The following is a 19,305-nucleotide window of genomic DNA, read 5'->3' as shown; positions in this document are numbered from 1 at the left end:
AAACCGCCAAGACGTCACATCTTCAGTGCGCGGTCATAGCCCGTCAGCTCGAGATAGCCGCGCCCGCCCGTCGTCCGCACCGCGCCCTCCCAATAGACCGGCAGACCGCTGCGCCGCGCGTCGAGTTCCTGCGCCGCGAACAGCGGGGTGAGCGGCCAGCGGTGCACGCCGTCGGGCAACCGCACGCTGAGCTCCTGCGCCACCGGATAGACCGCGCCCGTCACCGGGCTGCGCCACCGTGCCACCGGGCGGAACGCCACGTCGCCCGGCGCGAGTACGACCGTCGTGCCGTCGGCGCGGCGCAGCGATCCCCCCGCCCATAGCGTGCCGCCCGTCTTGCGCCGGATGCGGAACGCCATCAGCGCGCTGCCGTCGTCGAAGTTGAGGCCGGTCCAGTCCCAGCCCTGCGCCTCGCCCTGCAGATAGTTGGACGACCATTCGCGATCGAGCCACGCCTCGCCGGTCACCGCGACCGACTTGTCGCCGCGCCGCACCTGGCCCGAGACCTTGAGGTGCGGGATCGAATAATAATAGCTCGCTGCACCAGGTTCCGGGCCCTTCCGGCTATAGCCCCCCGCGCCCTGCGGCAGCGGCGGCTGGGTCGGCGCGAAGGCGAGCGCAAGCGCGAAGTCGCGCGCAGCCACCTGCGTCGCCCAATGCCCGTCGGCGCTCCGGCGCAGCCGCCAGTCGCGGATCGTGACATCGGCATCGGCGGGGCTTGCACCTGCAAGGCCAAACCCGGCGCGGGCGGAGCGCTCGCCGTGGAGCAAGCGCCCGATCCGCGGGTCGGACAGCGCGGCATGCGCGAAGAGCACTTGCCCGGCGGCAAAGCGGCTCGGATTGGCCGGATCGACCGGCGGCCGCGTGCGGAAGAACGTGACCTGGAAGCCGAGATCGGCGCCGTCGGCGGTGCGCAGCCAGCCCGTGACGTACCACCATTCGGTGCGGAACTGCGGATGCGCACCGTGATCGCGCGGGAAGCGCAGCGTGATGCCGGGCTTGACCACGGGATAGGGCGCCGGCGCGGACGCGGTCAGGCTCGCCGCGGCGAGGATTGCCATGAACGGGGAGACGCGCATCACCAATCCTCCCGTACCGATTGCACCGCGCTGCGCGAGGTCGCGCGTCGCCCTGCCAGCAGCGCGGTCACCGCCGCCGCCCCGGTGAGCGCGGCGGCCACAGCGACCAGCGTCCCGACGGGCACGCGCGTCGCCATCGTCCAGTTGAACGATTGCGGGTTGATGACATGGATCAGCACCTGCGACAGCACGAGGCCGAGCCCGATCCCCGCCAGCGCACCCGTCAGCCCGACGATCGCCCCCTCGGTCGCGAGCATCGCCCCGAGCTGACGCCGCGTGAGGCCGAGATGGCGGAGCATCCCGAACTCGCGTTCGCGCGCCAGCGTCTGCGCCGACATCGTCGCCGCCACGCCCGCCAGCCCGACCAGGATCGCAATCGCCTCGAGCAGATAGGTCACGGCAAAGCTCCGGTCGAACAGCGTCAGCGCGAAGCGGCGCAGCGTCGCCGGCTGCGTGATGTCGACTTGATCGCTGAGCGCCGGGCTCAGCCGCGCGCGCAGCCGTTGCGTAACCGCCGCGGCGTCGCTGCCCGGCTCGAGTGTGACCGACGCCTCGTCGCGCCCTGTGTCACCGGTCAAGCGCTGATACGCCGCCGCATCGATCAGCACCGCCCCGCCTTGGCGGGCATAGTCGCGCCACACTCCCGCGACCGCAAAGCGCGTGCCACCGCCGATCGGCAAGCGGATCACGGCGCCGGGGTGCCAGCCGTAAAGCCGCTCCGCCGGTTCCGACACCCATATCGGTGGAACACCCGCCGGAAGTGCGTCGGCGCGCGCGATCAGCACCAACTGCCGATCCCCGGCGTCGGGCCTTGGCCGCGCGACAAGCGCGATCGGGGGACGATCGGGCGCGATCGTCAGCTGGAGCTGTCGCCCGAAGGCGAGACGCGCAACGCCCGGCGTCGCGGCGAGCGTCGCGCGCGTTGCGGGGTCGAAGCTCGCGCCGGCATTGGTGCGCATGTAGAGATCGGCGCTGAGCACATCGCCGAGCCAGTCGTCGACCGCGCCGCGGAAGCTCGTCACCATCGTCGCCATCGCGATCATCAGCGCAGTCGAGGCGACGATGCCGCACAGCGCGGTGGCGGCCTCGCCCGGCGCACCGTGCAAATGCCGGATCGCGAGCTGGCGCGGGACGGTTCCGATCGCGCGCGCGGCGAGCGGCGCGAGCAGCGCGCGGGCGAACCACGGCACCCCCGCTATGCCCCCGGCGAGCAACAGCGCCATCCCGACAAAGCCGAATAGCGGCAAGTGCGCGATAGGCGGCAGCAGCGACACCGCGCCCCCCGTCAGCAGCAACAGCGCGGCGGGCCACCACGCCACGCGCTGCCGCGGATCGAGCACATCGCCGGCGTTCTTGAGCGCCGCGGCAGGCGCCGCGCGCGCCGCCAGCCGCGCCGGCACCGCGCTCCCGACGATCGCCGCAAGCAGGCCGATCGCGAAAAAGCCGAGCGCGGCCCAGGGCTGGAACACCACCCCTGCCCCGGCCCCGCGAAAATAGCCGGCGCCCAGATCGCCGCCGAGCCACTGCACCGCGGCCCAGGCGAGGCCATAGCCTGCCGCCAGCCCGAGGCCCGATCCGATCACGCCGATCGCCACGCCCTCGGCGACGACCGCGGCGATCACCCCGCCGCGCGGCATGCCGAGCGTGCGCAGCAGTGCGAACGCGCGCTGGCGTCTGACGACCGACAGCGACTGCGCCGAATAGACGAGGAACCCGCCGGTCAGCAGCGCAACGAGCGCGAGCATGTCGAGATTGACGCGGTACGCGCGCGACAGCGCGTCGCCCTGCGAACTCTGCGCCTGCGCGGACGAGACGACGGTGTCGCCCGGCAGGAGCTTGGCGAGCGCACCTTCCGCCGCGGCGCGATCCGCCACCGCCACGTCGAGCCGATCGAGCCGACCGATCCGGTCGAACTTCCACTGCGCGGCGGCGATGTCGACCACCGCGACCGCGCTGCCGTCGGCCACTCCCGGCAGCGTTCCCGCAATCCGCAGCGGGACCGCGCGTCCGTTCGCCTCGACCGTGACGACCGCACCCAGTCTTGCCCCGCTCCGCTCGAGCGCAGTGCGCGACAGGAACACGCTCGCTTCGTCGAAGACATCGCCGCCGACCCCATTCGCCGCTTGCGTACCAACCCCGATCAGCGTCGGCGTCACCGCTGCGGCGCGGAGAATGTCGAGCCCGAGCAGCGTCATGCGTGCCGTCCCGATCCGCGCGTCGAGCTGGACGACCGGACTTGCGTCCACGACGCCCGTCGCGCTGGCGACGCGCGGGTAGAGACGTTCGTCGAAGCCGAGCCGGCTCGTCGCCTTGACACTCAGGTCGGCGCTGCCATTGACCCCGCGTACCGCGCTGTCGAACGACGCCAGCGCCGAACCATTGACGAGGTGCACCGCAAAGCCGAGCGCAACCCCCACCGCGATCGCCAGCGCGGTGACGAGGAAACGCGCCGGGTGAAAGCGCCACTCGCCGCCGATCAGCCAGCCGAGCGCCAGCCGTCCCGACCACAGGCCGGGCTCAGCGCGCACGCGCGACCAGCCCCTCGGCGGTGAGCGTCAGCACGCGGTCGGCGATCGCAGCAGTGGCATCGGAATGCGTGACCATCACCGCCGCCGCGCCGCGGTCTCGCGCAGCATTGGCGAAGAGCGTCAGGACGCGCGAAGCGGTCTCGGGATCGAGGTTGCCGGTCGGCTCGTCGGCGAGGATCAGTGCCGGGCGGTGGACGAACGCACGCGCGATCGCGACGCGCTGCAACTCTCCCCCCGACAGATCGCGTGCATAGCCTTCGCCGCGCCCGCCAAGCCCGACCGCGACGAGCATCGCCTCCGCCTCGGCCTGCGCCGCCGCGCCGTCAGCCGACACCAACGCGAGCGGCAAGGCGACGTTCTGGCGCAAGGTCAGATAGGGCAGGATGTGGAAGGCCTGGAAGACGAAGCCGATCCGCTCGCGCCGCAACCGCGTGCGCGCCGTCTCCCCAAGTGTGCCGAGCACGACACCCTCGATCGTCACTTCGCCGGACTCGGCATCGTCGAGCCCGGCGAGGATATTGAGCAACGTCGATTTGCCGACCCCCGATTCGCCGGTGATCGCGACGATCTCCCCCGCCGCCACCTCGAGATCGAGCGCATGAAACAGCGATCGCGGTCCGGGAACGCTTTTCGCGAGCGCGCGCACCGTCAGCAGAACAGGATGGGCCATCCGCCCTTGTCGCCGCTTGCCAGGGCGGCGACAAGGTCAATCCTGTTCGGTCAGTCGTCGAACCGAGACTCAGAAGCCGTACGACAGCCGCAGATAGCCGAACTGGCCGGGGACATCGTAGGTCGTCGCATCGAAGTTCGCGCCGTCGCACGTGATGCAGACCGGCGGCTGCTTGTTGAAGACGTTGTTCACGCCGGCAACGAGCTTGAACTTCTGCATCCACGCGGGCGACAGATACAGCTGGATATCGCCGTAGAAGGTCGGCGCCATCCGGTGCTTGGTCGCATTGTTCTCGGTCACCGCGCTGATGTAGCGACCGGTGAACGACGCCCCGAACGCAGGCGTCGCAAAATCGACCGTCGCATTGAGCTTGAAGCGCGGGAACGCCTGATCGACCGAGAGGCAGCGCTCTTTCCCGACGCATTGCTGCAGGCCGGTCGGCAGCAGCGCGTCATACTTCAGCAGGTACGCGGCGTTGACGCTGAGCCCGGCCGTTCCGCCGTGGATCTGCGGCGTGCGGTAGAGGAACGTGCCGTCGAGCCCGTCGGTCTTGATCGAGTTGAGGTTCTGCAAGACAGCCCCCACCGATGCGATCGTGCCCACGGTCGTGCGCTTGACGAGCGCACAGCTCGCCGCATCGGCATTGAACGCGCAACGCGACAGGATCAGCGACGCGGGCGCCGAGTCGATCGCGTTGCTCAAGCTGATCGCGTAGTAATTGACCTCGAGGCTGAGCACGCTGGCGATGCCGCCCCGCGCCCAGGACGGGCTGTACACCCCGCCCGCGGTCCAGGTCACCGCGGTCTCGGGCTTGAGCTTGACGTTACCCCCGGAGAACACGCCGATCTGCCCGGCGGGCTCGGCATAGCTGCCGTTTGCGGGCACGCCGTTGGCGATGCAGTTCGCCTTGACGGTAGCGTTCGTCTGGAACGATCCGCCGAGCCCGCTGGTGCACGGATCCTGGATCGTCTGGTCGGATCGCGACGCGCCGGCGTAGAGCTCGCCGATGCTCGGTGCGCGAAGGCTCTCGGCATAGCCGCCGCGCAACAGCAGGTCTGCCGTCGGCTTCCACAAGCCCGATGCGGTGAACACGGTGTTGCTGCCGAAGGTCGAATAGTTCGAATGGCGCACCGCACCGTCGAATTCGAGCTTCTGGAAGAACGGCGTGTTGGAGAGGATCGGCACGCGCAGCTCGCCGTAAATCTCATCGACGTTGAAGCGGCCGCGGCTTGGCTGAGTCGGGACGTCGGCGCCTAGCCCGGCAACGATCACGGGATCAGGATCGTAGCTCGCGCCTTGGTCGCGATGCTCATAGCCGATCGCCACGCCGACATCGCCCGCAGGGAGCGTGAACAGCGCACCCGACAGATTGGCGCTGAAATCGTTGAGCTCCTGCTGGCTCTTGTCGCGCTGGTCGAAGGTCACGAAGGACAGCATCGCCGGGGTGATCGACCCCGCCCCGCCGACCGCGGCGCCGCCGAAGATGTTGAACGGTACGCACGCCCCGGTGCATTGCGACACCGGCCCGAGCGCTTGCGCGAGCTTGGCGGCGTTGACGTTGCCGGTGAAGAGCTGGTGCGCGTCGTTGAGCCCGTAAACCGCGTTCGCGTCCCAGAACCATTTATGGTCGCCAATGTGGAACGAGCCGTCGAGCGTCACCGTGCCCGAGAAGGTATCGACGTCCTGTGTGAAGACGCGCTGGCCGCCCTCGACGAAACGCCGGTTGATCGCAACGTAGTTCGCCGGGCGCCCCGACGGCGTACCGTCTAGGTTGACGCCCGATGAAAGCGTGACGCCGAACGGGTTGAACGGGTTGCTCGCATCGACCGAGATCCGGTCGAGCAGATTGCCGTTGCCAGCCCCCGGTCCGATCACGAGTGGAAGGAACGCCGCTTGGGTCCGCGAATGCCGGTGGTTGTACACCAACTTGACGCGCATGTTGACCGCATCGCTCAGCGCCTGCTTGAAATTGAGGAAGCCGCCGTAGCGCTCGGACGGCGTCAGCAGATAGTTGAACGGCGCGAAGTTGAAGCGGTCGGCATCGGTGAAGGTCTTGAAATCGGAAAGTGTCGCGGTGCGGCCAATCACCGGCGCCTTGAGCGTCAGGTTCTGGCCAAGCACCCGGTAGCGTCCGAGTGGCGGCGAACCGCTGCATCCCACCCCGCCGCTCGCGGCAAAGGCCGGGTCGGCGCAGGAGACGGCACCCGCCGACGGAAATTGCGAAATCGCGCGGTTGGCGGTGCTGACCGCTTCCTGCTTGGTGTAATAGCCGCCGAGCACGACCGACGTCCCGCTTTCGGGCTTCTGGATGCCGTAGCTCAGCTCGTAATTCTGCGTGTGGCCGTCGCCCTGGCGGAAGGTGCCGAACTGGGCGTTGGCCCGCAGACCCTTCTGGTTCTGCTTGGTGATGATGTTGACCACACCCGCCACAGCATCGGTGCCGTAGAGCGGCGAAGCGCCCGATTGGAGCACTTCGATCCGCTCGATCGAATTCATCGGGATTTCATTGAGATCGACCGACGCCGGGATGCCCCCCGCTGACGATCCGTTGACGTAGCGCAGGCCATCGACGAGCACGAGCGTCCGCTTCGCGCCGAGATAGCGCAAGTCGATCTCCGCCGCGCCCGAGCTCACGCCGGTGCCATCGGGCGGGCCGCCGATATTGCCGGCATTGTTGACCTTGGTGTTGAGACCACCGCCCGCGCTCGGCAAGCGTTGCAGCACGTCGGCGACCGAACTGAGGCCGGTCCGCGCGATCGCGGTCTGATCGACGGTGATGACCGGCTTGTCCTGGTCGAGCGGACTGCGGCGGATGCGCGATCCGGTGACGACGATGTCCTGATCGGACGCCGACGCTGCGCTGTCCGGCACGGTCTGCGCCGATGCCGGTCCGACCGCCAGCCCCGCAGCGAGTGCGAGCATGGCACCACTTGCATAGTATCGCGACGTCAACTTTTGCATGATTCGATCCCCCGCTTGTCGTCTTCGCGACATCCTCTCCGGATCTATGCGACGAAACTGAAACAATCTGTCGTGGGGTGGCAAGGCGCAATCTGCCCGTATCGGCCTTTTCGCCCGATATTGTGATAAATGAGAGACAGTCGTTACGGGTGGTGACTCTGGCGAAGGTCATACCGGCGCAGCGCGCGCTTCCTCTGTCCCGTGCAACGCGGATCCGTTCTTGTCGGTACGGCGCATACGGTCGAGCGTCGCGCAGTTGCGCTGCGAGAGGCGCGCGATACAGTGCGGCGATGTCGCTCCGCACCCTCGCTTTGCTCGCCGCGCTCCTCGCGAGCGCCACCCCCGCTTTTGCCAAGCAGACAATCGACCCCGCCCGCTTGACCGAAACGGTCAAGACGCTCGCGTCGGACACGTTCGAGGGCCGCGCGCCCGGGACCGCGGGGGAAGACCGGACGGTCGGCTATCTCATCGCGCGCTTCCAGGCGCTTGGTCTCGAGCCCGGTGGGCCCAACGGACAATGGGTGCAGACGGTGCCGTTGCTTCACACACGGCTTGGAACGCCGAGCGTGCTGCGCTTCAACACCCCCAAGGCAGCGGTCGCACTCGAACAATCGCATTCGGTCTATGTCTCGACCATCCGCCCCGACGATGTCTCCACGATCGCCAAGGCCCCGCTGGTCTTCGTCGGCTACGGCGTCACCGCGCCCGAGCGTGGCTGGGACGATTTCAAGGGCGTCGACGTGAAGGGCAAGGTGCTCGTGTTCCTCGTCAACGATCCCGATTTCGCCGCCAAGCCGGGCGATCCTGCGGCGGGCAAGTTCGGCGACCGCACGATGACCTATTACGGGCGCTGGACCTACAAGTTCGAGGAAGCCGCGCGGCGCGGAGCGATCGGTGCGCTGATCGTGCATGAGACCGCAGGCGCCGGATATGGCTGGAACGTCGTTATCAGCCCGGGCGGCGAGAATTACGACATCGCGCGCAAGCCCGAGGACGTTACCAGCCTACGCTTGCAAGGCTGGATCGCCGGCGATGCCGCCAGCGCGCTCTTCACCGCGGCAGGGCTAGATCTCGCCGCGCTCGAAGTCACCGCCCGAACCCCGGGTTTCCGACCGGTGCCGCTGCCCGGCGTGACGCTCGATGCGAGCATCCCCGTCACCCACGAGCGGGTCGACAGCCACAACGTGCTCGCGCGGATCGCCGGGACGAAGCGCCCGCAGGAAAGCGTGATGTTCGGGGCGCACTGGGATGCGTACGGCAAGGGTCCGCCCGATGCGCAGGGCCGCGTCTATCGCGCCGGCGCCAACGACGATGCGCTCGGCGTCGCCGGGCTGCTCGAGATCGCCCGGTCGATCAAGGCGGGCCCTGCGCCCGATCGCAGCGTCGTGTTCGCCGCCTGGACCGCCGAGGAGCGCGGGTTGCTCGGGTCCGAATATTACGCCACCCACCCCGTCTTCCCGCTCGAAACCACCGTCGCCAACCTCGCGATCGACATCCTCCAGACCGCGGGGGCCGGCAACGACGTGGTGCTGGTCGGCAAGGGGCAGGATACGCTCGAAGACGATATGGCGCGCGTCGCGGCGACGCAGGGCCGCCGCATCACGCCAGAAGGCTTGCCCGAACGCGGGCTGTTCTACCGCGCCGACCACTTCTCCTTCGCCAAGCGCGGCGTGCCGGTGTTGCTCATGATGGGAATTGCCGGAGCGACCGACCTCAAGCAAGGCGGCGTCAAGGCCGGCCAAGCGTGGATCGATGCCTATACCGGGCAATGCTATCACCAGGCCTGCGACCAGTGGAGCCCCGACTGGAACCTCGCCGGTGCGGTGCAGGACATCGGCTTGATCGGTCAGATCGGCGACGAACTCGCCCACACCTCGCGCTGGCCACGCTGGAAGGACGGATCCGAGTTCAAGGCGGTGCGCGATCGAAGCGAAACGCTGCGGCGCTGAGCCAGCACGTCCGCGTTCCGGTGATCTGCGGTATTAGCCGTCCGTATTCGGCTGCCGCATCGGACAGTCGGGTCAGCCACCCAGTCCCGAGCCCCGGGGTTCATCAATATCGACGCTAATCGATTTCCTTGCCCGGTTCGCGAGCGGGCCAAAGTGATGCGGCGATAAGGCGGTTATCGATCGCTCACCGGGGATTGCGGCGGGTCCGGCTCGCGCGAACGGGCTGCCGGGCGTTCGCGCAAAGCCCACATCGTCGCCGCGGTAACACCGATCACGGCCACACCCGACACCCCACGCCCCCGCCGCAACAAAGCGAGCCCGAGCGTTGCCGCGACCGATGGCACCCATCCGACTTTCGGCAGGCCGATCATCTGTGCCGCGAGCACCGCGCCACGGCTCGCGACCACGTCTCCGACCCCGCTCGGTTTGGTAGTCGTCAGGCCCCCGGGCGATGCATCGGGGATACCGTCATCGGCGACATGATCGGCGACCCAGGCGCCTCGCGCCCCGAGTGGCGCATCGGCGGTGGTCGTATCCGTGGCGGTCTGATGCTCGAGCTCGGCATTGAGCTCGGCTCCGAACAACAGGATGTAGCTCGAGAGATAGAGCCAGGTCAGCGTCACCACGACCGTACCGAGCGAGCCGTAGGTCGCATTGTAATTGCCGAAATTGGCGACGTAGACGCCGAAACCGACCGTCAGCGCCAGCCACATCAGCGCCGCGAACAGCGAACCCGGCGTCAACCACATCCAGCGCGCATTCTGCCGCGACGGGCCATAGCGGTACAGCGTAGCCGCCGCGCCCGCCCCGGCCAGCGTCAGCAGTAAATAAGCGACGAGCTTGCCGAGCACGACGACCGCATCGGGCGCCTGCGGAAGCAGCGCCTGGAGATAGCCGAGCGCCGCGACCGCGACCAGCGCCAGGATCGCCACAAGCACGGCGGCGGCGGTGATGCCGAGCGCCAGCACATTGAGCCGTACGAAACCGCGTGCTTCCTGCTCCTCATACACGACATTGAGCGCGGTGATCACGGCGCCCGCCCCATTGCGCGCGCCAAACAGCGCGAGACCGACCGCGAGCAACAAGCCGAAGCCCTTCTTGCCGTCGGACGTCTTGACGACGTTCATCAGCTGTTCGCCGATCAGCTTGGCAACTTCGGCGGGCATGACCGCCATCAACTGCTTCATGTTGTGCATCACGGTCGAAGGCTCGGCGGCAATGCCATAGATCAGTACGATCGCGCCGAGCAGCGGCACGAGCGCGAGAAAGCCGTAAAAGGCGACGCCAGCGGCGATCAGACCAATATTGTCGGTCCCCGTTTCGGCCCAGGTGCGCTTTGCGACGCTGAGCCAGGCCTTTGGTGGCATCTGCCACGGGGTGGTGGCGTCATGCCCTTGCGCGTTCAATAGCTCTGCCCGTTTCCAGCGCCCGATCATGTGACGCGGTGCCTGAACACCTGCCTTCCACTAGCGTTCCCGCGGGCCACTCGGAGCCACAATTTCGGCACGCTTCCCGACAGCTTTGTGTTTCCGCACCATTGCTGGCGCGTTACATTGCATGTCTGCGCGACGACGAAGCGTGTTGCCGCGTTGAGCCACCGTACCTCGATCGGTTAGCACCGCCTGAGCTGCCGTCTCGCCCACCGTTACCTCACCTTGGTTTTGCCCCGCCCCGAACATCCGCGCGTTCGCGGACCGACAACCACTCGACAATCACCCGACAATAACAGGGAATACCATGCCGTCAGGACTCGTAGCACTGCTCGACGATGTCGCCGCGATCACCAAGCTCGCCGCCGCGTCGCTCGACGACGTCGCCGCCGCAACGGGCAAGGCCGGCAGCAAGGCGATGGGCGTGATCGTCGACGATGCCGCGGTGACGCCGCGCTACGTCGCGGGCTTCACCGCCAAGCGCGAATTGCCGATCATCGGCAAGATCGCGCTCGGGTCGCTACGCAACAAATTGCTGATCCTGCTTCCGGCGGCGCTGCTGCTGAGCGCCTTCGCGCCGTGGCTGGTGACCCCGCTGTTGATGCTCGGCGGCGCGTATCTGTGTTACGAGGGGACCGAGAAAGTCGTCGAGGCGATCTTCGGCGGACATGCGGCGGAAGCCGCACCGGTGGAAGGCGACGCCGCGACGCTGGAGGCGCAGAAAGTGTCGGGCGCGATCCGCACCGACTTGATCCTGTCGGCCGAAATCATGGCGATCGCGCTCGCCGAAGTGGCGTCCTCGCCGATCATCACTCAGGGGATCGTGCTGGCGCTGGTCAGCGTCGCGATCACGCTCGGGGTTTACGGTGTGGTCGCGCTGATCGTGAAGATGGACGATATCGGCCTGTTCCTGGCGAGACGGGAGGGCGCAGTTTCCCGCGCGGTCGGCCGCGGATTGGTGATCGGCATGCCGATATTGATGCGCGTCCTGGCGATCATCGGCACGGCGGCGATGATCTGGGTCGGCGGCGGCATCCTTGTGCATGGGCTCGAGACCTTCGGGGTGAGCGGCCCGGCGCATGTCAGCCACGCCTTCAGCACGGCCGCGGCCGCGCTGCCGGCGATCGGCGGCGTGGCGAGCTGGACCGCGGGCGCTGCCTTCGCGGCGGTGGTCGGCCTTGTCGTCGGCGGCGCGATCGTGCTCGGGCATTCTGCGGTGACGCGGCTGCGCGGCGGGCACGCATAGATCGCCCGGCGGTTTTTTGCGGAGCGATCCGCACCGTTGCGCGTTACGGCCCCGCAACGGCAAGTTTCGTCGCCTTGCCACCGCTGTGCACCGGCTAACATCTTTGGAGGACCAGACAATCGCGATCGATCGACAGCGCGTTGAAAACGGCGGGCTTATCCTTTTTGTGACCGCGATCTCGGTCGGACTGGTACTGGTCGTGTCGAGCTTCCTCGGCGCGCTGCTGTGGTCCGCGCTTGCCGCGATCCTGTTCCAGCCCCTCTACCAGCGCTTGCTTGGCTATTGGCCGGGACGCCGCAATCGCGCCGCCCTGGTCGCGCTGCTGATCATCACCGTCGCGATCGTGCTGCCGGCGCTGATCGTGAGCAGCATGGTCGTCGACCAGGCAGCGGGCGTCTATACCCAGATCCGCTCGGGCCAGATCAACATCGCGTCCTATTTCGAAAAGATCCACGACGCCTTGCCGATCCGCCTCCAGCAGATGCTCGACAGCGCCGGCTTCGGCAGCTTCGAGCGCGTGCAGACCCAAGTCGTCGATGCGGTGAGCAACAGCGCGAGCCTGCTTGCCGGGCGCGCGCTCTCGATCGGCGCAAACGCCGCGGCGTTCCTGCTCGCATTCGGCGTCGGACTGTACGTCACCTTCTTCCTGCTGCGCGACGGCGAGCGGCTCGGCCCCGCGATCGTCCGCGGCCTTCCGCTGGAGCAGAGCGTCGCGACCCGGATCGCCGACCAGTTCGTTTCGGTCGCACGGGCGACGATCAAGGGCTCGGTCGTCGTCGCTTTGGTGCAAGGTGCGCTCGGCGCCGCGACCTTCTGGATCGTCGGGCTGCCTGCGGCCTTGTTGTGGGGCGTGTTGATGGCGATCGTCGCGCTGCTGCCCGCGATCGGGCCGACGATCATCTGGGCGCCGGTGGCGGTCTACCTGCTGGCCACGAGTGCATATTGGCAGGCCGGCGTGGTCGTCGCGTCTGGCATGCTGGTGATCGGCCTGGCCGACAACATTCTGCGGCCGATGCTGGTCGGGCGCGACACCGGTATTCCCGATTGGCTCGTCCTGGTGACGACGCTGGGCGGCGTCGAGCTGGTCGGCCTCAGCGGGATCGTCGTCGGCCCGATCGCTGGCGCGCTGTTCATCACGGGCTGGAGCATCCTGACCGAAAAGCGCTTGGGCGATCCAGCCGGAACCGACGGCGCGCCAATTCGCGACGATGCCCGCGCCCGCTCCTGACGACGACCGTGCTGGCACGAAGCGACCGCGGAAAGCCCGGAGATGCCGTTGGCGTCGAACACCGTCGTTCCAACACGCCGTGCTGCGCGGCATCCAAACCGTTCCATGAGAGTTGTCATGCGATGACCCCAGCCCCCCTCCCCCGCGCCGCGGCCCTGATCGTCAACGCGCATTCGCGGAGCGGGCGCGATCTCTTCGTCGAGGCGAAGGCCAAGCTCGAAGCCGCGGGGATGACGCTGACCGAAGCCCATGCGGTCGAGGACCCCGACGCGCTCGCCGAAACGGTCCGTCGCGCGGTGGCGAACGGCGCGCCGATGGTGATCGTCGGCGGGGGCGATGGCACCTTGTCAGGGACGATCGACGAACTGATCGGACAGAATTGCGTCTTCGCGGTCCTGCCACTCGGCACCGCCAACAGCTTTGCGCGCACGCTCGAGCTGCCGCTCGATCTCGACGGCGCGATCGCGGTGATTGCCGATGGCATGCGTCGGCGCGTCGATCTGGGGATGATCGACGGCGACTATTTCGTCAACGGCGCTTCGATCGGCCTGCCTGCCTTGATCGGGCAGACCGTGCCGCATGCGCTGAAGCGCTACCTCGGACGTGTCGGATATCTCCTCTGGGCATTACGCTGCTCGATCCGCTTCCGCGCGTTCCGGCTGATGATCGACGACGGGATCGTCGAGCGGCGGATGTGGTCGACCGAGGTCCGCATTCTCAACGGATGCTATCATGGTGGTGTCGAACTGTCCGACAACGCAAATCTGGAAAGCGGCGAGATCGTCATCCAGGCGGTCGTCGGTCGCAGCCGCGCACGCCTTGCCGCCGACTGGTACGCCAAATTCTTCCGGCTGCGTGACCGGCAGGCGCACACGCGCGAATTTCGCGGCTGCACCTTCCGCATCGAGACGACGCCGCGGATGAAGATCTCGATCGACGGCGAAGTCCTCGCCAAGACCCCAGTCGTTGCCAAGATCGATGCGCAGGCTGTCGAGATTGCGGTGCCGCGCGGCGTTGCATCCGTCTGATCCGGTCGGCGCTGAGAACCCACCGTGGAAACGATCGGCTTTGGCGGCGGCTGTCATTGGTGCACCGAGGGCGTATTTCAGGCGCTGCGCGGGGTCGCACAGGTCGACCAGGGCTTCATTCGGTCGGAAGCCCCGTGGGAGGCCGCGGCGGAAGGCGTGATCGTCGGCTTCGATCCGGCAATCATCAGCTTGGCGACGCTCATCGAGGTCCATCTCAGGACGCATTCGGCCAACGGGATCTACTCGCCGGGCGGCCGCTATCGCAGCGCGGTCTATGTTTTCACAGCGGAGCAGCGCGCAGTGGCCGAGCTTGCAATCGATCAGTTCGCCAGCGCTTCGCGAGAGGCTCCTCGAACGCTGGTGCTTGCCTTTGTCGGCTTCGAACCGTCGGAGGCGCGCTATCGCAATTATTATCGGACCGATCCGCAGAGGCCGTTTTGCCGCCGCTATATCGACCCCAAGCTCGATTTCATCCGGCGTCAATTCGCCGACAACGCGCTTCCTGAAGCAGCGGCGGCGAAGGCAGACCTGGCTCCGCCGCGAACCGAATAAGGCGATCGTCGTCAGTTCGTCACGCTAGGCGCGAAGCAGCACAATCGCGCCTGGCGGCAGACCTGTGTCTGGCGAGTTCCGCCATCTTGTGGCGGCTCGCACCGACAGCGGCTTTGCCCCCGCTGCGCTTCCAGGTGTATTACTCGCATGGCACACGACTTGCAGAGCGACCAGTACGCGGCGCCAAGGACGGCCGCCGCAACCGGGAGCTTGGATATGACGGGTATCACAACGATCACGCTTCTTGCCGCTGCGGTATTGCTGACGGGTCAGCCACCCGCGGCCATCGCACGGTCGGGCGCCACGACGACCGAGGACTACCGCGTGCGGTATGACGCGCGGCGCGACGTCTATTGCATCCGCTTCTTTGCCGATCCGCCCGCTGCCGATCCGCATCCTGGTCCATCGATCGACACGTGCCAGTCCCGCGACGCCTGGGCGCGCGAGGACGTTCGCATCGACCGGCTGCCGCCGTCTGAGCCGTCGTGATCGCAGTCGCCTCCGACCCAGCCCGGCCACATGGCTTGCGCGCTGGGCGGACGATCGTCCGTAGAGTCACGTAGAGCGACAGCGCCCCGTCCGGCGCAATATGGCGCCTCCAACGGGGGGCGACCATGATCAAGACACTTCTCGCGATTGTCGAAGGGCCCGCCCGGAAATCGGGTTTCATCGACACGGTTCTGGCACTCGCCGCGTTCCGGCAAGCGCATGTCATCTTCGACGTCCTGACCGCGGCCCCGCTACTGTCGGAACAGCTTGCGCCGCTCGGAACGCTCTACACCTTGCCCGGGCAGATCCGGCAGCTCGCGCAATCGCACGCCGATAGCGTCCGCGCGATGCTGCCGCCGGGCGCGCCTGCCGAAGTCGTCTCGCATTTCGACGATGTCGGCTGGATCCCGGGCGACGTCCGCGCGACAGCCCCGCTTGCCGATCTCGTCGTCTTTGGCCCCGCCGAAACCTGGTCGATCGACTGGCTGCGGCGCCGCACGATCGAGACGATCCTGCTGTCGTCGGGCTCGCCGCTGCTGCTGCTGCCATCGGGGCGGTCGCTTCGCGCGATCGACCATGCGGTGTTCGGGTGGAAGCCGGGTCCTGCGGCGATGCGCAGCTTGCACCATCTGATCCATCTCGCCGCGCCCGGCGCCCGCATCGACGTTGTCTCGGTCAAGCATGGCCTCGACGACCTCGCCGAGACCGACCTCGCACCGGTCGTCACGCTGCTCGAGCGGCATGGTTTTTCCGTCACGGGCCATGCGCTCGATCGCTCGGAGCGCGCGCACGACACGCTCACCGGCTTCGCCCTCGAACATGGGGCCGATCTGCTTGCGGTGGGTGGCTTCGGACACGCCCGCGTCCGTGAAATCCTGCTCGGCGGGGTGACGCGCAGCCTGATCGCCGACCCGCGCCTCCCCGTCCTGATGGCGCATTGAATGCGGCACGCAGCGTACGTCACGATCACGGGACGCGGGCAGACCATCCGCTCCGGCGACTCCCACGCTTCACGGCGCCAGACGCGATGACCGTCCGACCACGCCACCCCGGCCTTTCAACGGCCGCTGCGGCCGAGCACCTGGCGAGCGACGGCCCCAATGCGCTGCAAAGCGCTGGACGGCGATCGATGCTCCGCATCGCGCTCGACGTGTTCCGCGAGCCGATGCTCGCCCTGTTGCTCGCGGGCGGCGTCGCCTATCTGCTGCTCGGCGACCTCACCGAAGCGCTGATCCTGCTCGCCTTCGCGACCTTCTCGATCGTCGTGACGGTGGTCCAGGAGACCCGCACCGAACACGTGCTCGACGCGCTGCGCGACCTGTCCGCGCCGCGCGCGCTCGTCATCCGCGACGGGGTGCGGGTCCGGATCGCAGGCCGCGACGTGGTGCGCGACGATCTGCTCGTGCTCGAACAGGGCGATCGCGTCGCCGCCGACGCGATGCTGGTCGAGGCCGCCGATCTGCAGGCCGATGAATCGCTGCTGACGGGGGAGTCGCTGCCCGTCGACAAGGTCGCCGGCAGCGAGCAGGATACGGGCGCGGCGCGGCGTCCGGGCGGCGACGACCAGCCCTATGTCTATTCGGGTTCGCTGGTGACGCGCGGCAGCGGCATCGCGCGCGTGCTGGCCACCGGGCCGCGCAGCGAGATCGGCAAGATCGGCCAGTCGCTCGCCACGCTCGAGACCGAAGCGCCGCGGCTGCGGCGCGAGACGACGCGGATCGTCACGTGGTGCGGGATCGGCGGCGGCGCGGTCGCGCTGCTCGTCGTGCTGCTGTACGGGCTGCTGCGCGGCGGCTGGATCGACGCGGCGCTCGCCGGGATCGCGATCGGCATGTCGATGCTGCCCGAGGAATTCCCCGTCGTGCTGACGGTGTTTCTCGCGATGGGGGCTTGGCGGATCGGAGCGGTCGGCGTGCTCACGCGGCGCGCCGCAGCGATCGAGACGCTCGGATCGGCCACCGTGCTGTGCACCGACAAGACCGGCACGCTGACCGAGAACCGGATGTCACTGACCGAGCTCTGGCTGCCGTCGGGCGAAACGTTCGCACTGCAGCCCGATCTCGCGGTCGGCGCGGCGTATCATGATCTCCTCGCCACCGCCGCACTCGCCAGCGCGGCCGAGCCGACCGATCCGATGGAGTTGGCGTTGCACAGCGCCCGCGCGGCGAACGCGACGACCGCGTCGCGGCCCACAGGCGCCTTGGTCCATGCCTATGCGCTGCGACCCGATTTGCTGGCGATGTCGAACGTCTGGGCGGATGGCGATGCCTTGACGATTGCGGCCAAGGGCGCGCCCGAGGCTATTGCTCGCCTGTGTCATCTGTCGGCAGCCGAACTGGCGGCGATGACGGCCGCTGTCGAGGCGATGGCGGTGCGCGGCATCCGCGTGCTTGCCGTCGCGCGCGCGACGCCGAAAGACCGGGATTGGGCCGCGACCCAAGGCGACTATGCCTATGCGTTGACCGGCCTTGTCGGCCTTGCCGACCCGATCCGCGCGAGTGTTCCCGACGCGGTCGCCGAGTGTCGCCGTGCGGGGATCCGCGTCGTGATGATTACCGGCGACTATGCCGCGACCGCGCGCTCGATTGCGCGCCAGGCCGGAATTGCCGAAGGCGACGTGCTGACCGGCGACGATCTGGCGGCGCTCGACGACGCGGCGTTGGCGGAGCGCCTGAAGTCGGTGACGGTGTTCGCGCGCATCATGCCCGAACAGAAGCTGCGGATCGTCGAGGCGTTCAAGGCGGCAGGCGAAATCGTCGCGATGACCGGTGACGGGGTCAACGACGCGCCCTCGCTCAAGGCCGCGCATATCGGCGTCGCGATGGGCAAGCGCGGCACCGACGTCGCGCGCGAAGCGGCGGCGATCGTGCTGATCGAGGACGATTTCGGATCGATCGTGCAATCGGTACGGCTCGGCCGGCGGATCTACGACAATCTCCGCAAAGCGATGGCGTTCATCTTCGCGGTGCACGTGCCGATCGCCGGGCTTGCGCTGCTGCCGCTGTTCGCCGGGCTGCCGATCCTGTTCGGGCCAATCCACATCGCCTTGCTCGAAATGGTGATCGATCCGGTCTGCGCCCTGGTGTTCGAGGCCGAGCGCGACGAGGCCAACATCATGCGGCGCCCCCCGCGCGATCCCGCCGAAGCGTTGTTCTCGCTGCCGATGATCGTGTGGAGCGTCTTTCAGGGCGGGCTGGCGTTCGCGATGCTCGGAACAGTCTTTCTGGTCGAGCACCGCTCGGGAATGGGCGAGTTCGAACTGCGCGCGCTGATCTTCTTCGCGCTGATCGCCGAGATCGTCGCGCTGATCCTGGTCAACCGCTCGTTCGGCGCTTCGCTGCGCGATGCCCTGACGCGGCACAACGCCGCACTCCGCTATGTCGCGGGCGCGATCGTCGCGGTGACGGGTTTGATCCTGTTCCTGCCAAGCGCGCAGGCGCTGCTCAAGTTCGGATCGATCGGGTGGCGCGACATGGCGCTGGCGCTCGGCCTGGGCTTGCTCCTGCTGGTCTTGCTCGAGGCGTGCAAACCCTTCGTGCGCTCGGTTACGGCGCGGCTGGCGGCGCGGGCATGACCGGGCGCCCCGCAGCCGCAAGCTGACGGACCGCTGATCGCTCCGGACCGAGTATTCGCACTCGGTATCGATCCAGCGCTGGTGTAGGGGAACCGAGCGCGCCGCCCATGACGGGGGGCGCAGGCACGGATCCAGAGAGACGCATGGCTCGCAAGCACTCGAAACACGGCGGTTACGAAGACCCGATGGGCGAGGAAGAAACGGTTGAGGTGGCACCGCCGTGCTGGCTCTGCGGTCGTCCGACCGGCAAGACCATCGTCTGGCACCATCCCGTCCCCAAAAGCCGCGGCGGTCGCGATGTCGTGCCGATGCACCCGATCTGCCAGCAGACGGTGACGGCCAACTTCACCAATTCCGAACTCGAGCGGCACGGCATGAACGCCGAGGCATTGCTCGCCGAACCTGCGGTGCGCAAGTTCGTCGATTGGGTCGCAAAGAAGGATCCCGATTTCACCGCCGGCACGACGAAGAAGCAGCGCTGACGGGGGATCGTTGCAAGGCGGCCGGACCTGCAGCGCGCGTCGGACCGGACCACCAGCTCGGCGCGCGATGCCGCTGGTACACGGCTAGC

General features: G+C 67.9%; 14 protein-coding genes. 9 read left to right on the top strand and 5 right to left on the bottom strand.

Features of this window, described 5'->3' with window-relative positions; translation table 11 throughout:
- Window positions 1–14: 14 nt before the first annotated feature.
- The 4 genes from E2E30_RS05360 to E2E30_RS05345 all read right to left on the bottom strand — a co-directional run bounded on the left by E2E30_RS05360 (window position 15) and on the right by E2E30_RS05345 (window position 7,238).
- Window positions 15–1,079, bottom strand: coding sequence for a lipocalin-like domain-containing protein (locus E2E30_RS05360; RefSeq protein ID WP_133187924.1), 1,065 nt, complete (start codon window positions 1,077–1,079; stop codon window positions 15–17).
- Window positions 1,079–3,607 (bottom strand): ABC transporter permease, encoded by a 2,529-nt coding sequence (locus tag E2E30_RS05355; RefSeq protein WP_133187922.1) that lies wholly within the window; start codon window positions 3,605–3,607, stop codon window positions 1,079–1,081. Before E2E30_RS05355 ends, E2E30_RS05360 begins: the two co-directional genes overlap by 1 nt.
- On the bottom strand, window positions 3,597–4,277 hold the full coding sequence (locus tag E2E30_RS05350; protein WP_133187920.1) for an ABC transporter ATP-binding protein: 681 nt from the start codon (window positions 4,275–4,277) through the stop codon (window positions 3,597–3,599). The genes E2E30_RS05355 and E2E30_RS05350 overlap by 11 nt, the downstream gene beginning before the upstream one ends.
- A 69-nt stretch (window positions 4,278–4,346) precedes the next feature.
- A complete protein-coding gene (locus E2E30_RS05345; RefSeq protein ID WP_133187918.1) occupies window positions 4,347–7,238 on the bottom strand; it encodes a TonB-dependent receptor domain-containing protein in 2,892 nt (963 codons plus the stop codon).
- A gap of 290 nt (window positions 7,239–7,528) precedes the next feature.
- On the opposite strand from E2E30_RS05345, the gene E2E30_RS05340 reads away from it, so the two are divergent.
- Entirely contained in the window at window positions 7,529–9,187 is a 1,659-nt protein-coding gene (locus E2E30_RS05340; protein ID WP_133187916.1) for a M28 family metallopeptidase, read from the top strand.
- Window positions 9,188–9,360: 173 nt separating this feature from the next.
- Here the strand turns inward: E2E30_RS05340 and E2E30_RS05335 are convergent, their stop codons facing one another.
- A complete protein-coding gene (locus E2E30_RS05335; protein WP_240699046.1) occupies window positions 9,361–10,623 on the bottom strand; it encodes a YihY/virulence factor BrkB family protein in 1,263 nt (420 codons plus the stop codon).
- 301 nt (window positions 10,624–10,924) lie between these two features.
- Between E2E30_RS05335 and E2E30_RS05330 the strand changes: the two genes are divergently transcribed.
- From E2E30_RS05330 to E2E30_RS05295, 8 genes are all read left to right on the top strand, one after another.
- Window positions 10,925–11,863, top strand: coding sequence for a DUF808 domain-containing protein (locus tag E2E30_RS05330; RefSeq protein ID WP_133187914.1), 939 nt, complete (start codon window positions 10,925–10,927; stop codon window positions 11,861–11,863).
- 166 nt (window positions 11,864–12,029) lie between these two features.
- Window positions 12,030–13,091 carry an AI-2E family transporter gene (locus E2E30_RS05325; protein WP_240699045.1) on the top strand — a complete coding sequence of 354 codons (1,062 nt, stop codon included), beginning with the start codon at window positions 12,030–12,032 and terminating at the stop codon, window positions 13,089–13,091.
- Window positions 13,092–13,213: 122 nt separating this feature from the next.
- The gene (locus E2E30_RS05320; protein WP_133187912.1) at window positions 13,214–14,119 is read left to right on the top strand and encodes a diacylglycerol/lipid kinase family protein; all 906 of its coding nucleotides are present in this window, start codon (window positions 13,214–13,216) and stop codon (window positions 14,117–14,119) included.
- A 24-nt stretch (window positions 14,120–14,143) separates the two neighbouring features.
- A complete protein-coding gene (locus E2E30_RS05315; protein ID WP_133187910.1) occupies window positions 14,144–14,671 on the top strand; it encodes a peptide-methionine (S)-S-oxide reductase in 528 nt (175 codons plus the stop codon).
- A 216-nt stretch (window positions 14,672–14,887) separates the two neighbouring features.
- Window positions 14,888–15,160, top strand: coding sequence for a hypothetical protein (locus E2E30_RS05310; protein ID WP_240699044.1), 273 nt, complete (start codon window positions 14,888–14,890; stop codon window positions 15,158–15,160).
- Window positions 15,161–15,285: 125 nt separating this feature from the next.
- Window positions 15,286–16,101, top strand: coding sequence for a universal stress protein (locus E2E30_RS05305; RefSeq protein WP_133187908.1), 816 nt, complete (start codon window positions 15,286–15,288; stop codon window positions 16,099–16,101).
- Between the two features lie 86 nt (window positions 16,102–16,187).
- Window positions 16,188–18,734: a cation-translocating P-type ATPase gene (locus tag E2E30_RS05300; protein WP_133187906.1), complete on the top strand. Its 2,547-nt coding sequence runs from the start codon at window positions 16,188–16,190 to the stop codon at window positions 18,732–18,734.
- Between the two features lie 143 nt (window positions 18,735–18,877).
- Window positions 18,878–19,216 (top strand): hypothetical protein, encoded by a 339-nt coding sequence (locus tag E2E30_RS05295; RefSeq protein WP_133187904.1) that lies wholly within the window; start codon window positions 18,878–18,880, stop codon window positions 19,214–19,216.
- The last annotated feature ends 89 nt before the right edge of the window (window positions 19,217–19,305 follow it).

This window comes from Sphingomonas sp. AAP5 (genome assembly GCF_004354345.1).
GTDB lineage: Bacteria > Pseudomonadota > Alphaproteobacteria > Sphingomonadales > Sphingomonadaceae > Sphingomonas > Sphingomonas glacialis.
Note: the sequence above shows the minus strand (reverse complement) of the source record. Positions and strands in the feature narration are given on the sequence as shown.